Consider the following 608-nt stretch of genomic DNA (forward strand, 5'->3'; position numbering starts at 1 on the left):
TCTAGAATCGCATTGGCTAACTTTGCTTCTTGAAAAATCCCATCCCATTCTTTAAAATTTACGTTCGTTGTAAATATGGTACTTCTATGCTCATAACGTCTATCAATAAGTTGAAAGAAGAGTTTCGCATCATCAGCTTCGATTGGTAGATAGCCGATTTCATCTATAATTAATAATTTGTATTTCGTATAGTGCTTCAATCGACTTTCAAGTCGATTCTCAAGATGAGCTTTCTTAAGATTTTGAATTAAATCATGACACTTCACAAAATAAGTGCTAGTACGTTTTTTTGCTGCTGCTATTCCAATAGCTGAAGCTAAATGTGTTTTACCAACCCCACTGGGCCCAAGAAAGACGATGTTTTCTTGATTTTCAATAAATCTTAATGTCAATAAATCCTGAATTTGCTGCTGATTTATAGATGGTTGGAACTCAAATTCAAAGTCCTTTACTTCTTTTAAATTTGGGAAAGCACCTACTTTCACCATTGCGTGAATCATATTTTTTTCTCTGAGATCAACTTCATAACTTGTCAATTTAATCAAAGTATCGACGAATGTAGTTTGATTAGCGATGCTGAAGTCGATGACTTCATCTAAATGTAGTGC

At 33.9% G+C, this 608-nt stretch carries 1 protein-coding gene; it reads right to left on the reverse strand.

The annotated features are described in order from the left end of the window. A partial coding sequence (gene istB, locus ACFSY7_RS10285; protein WP_380147770.1) for an IS21-like element helper ATPase IstB occupies window positions 1-608 on the reverse strand: 608 nt, incomplete at both ends.

Origin of the sequence: Kurthia populi, from assembly GCF_042686175.1 — a bacterium.
GTDB classification, from domain to species: domain Bacteria; phylum Bacillota; class Bacilli; order Bacillales_A; family Planococcaceae; genus Kurthia; species Kurthia populi.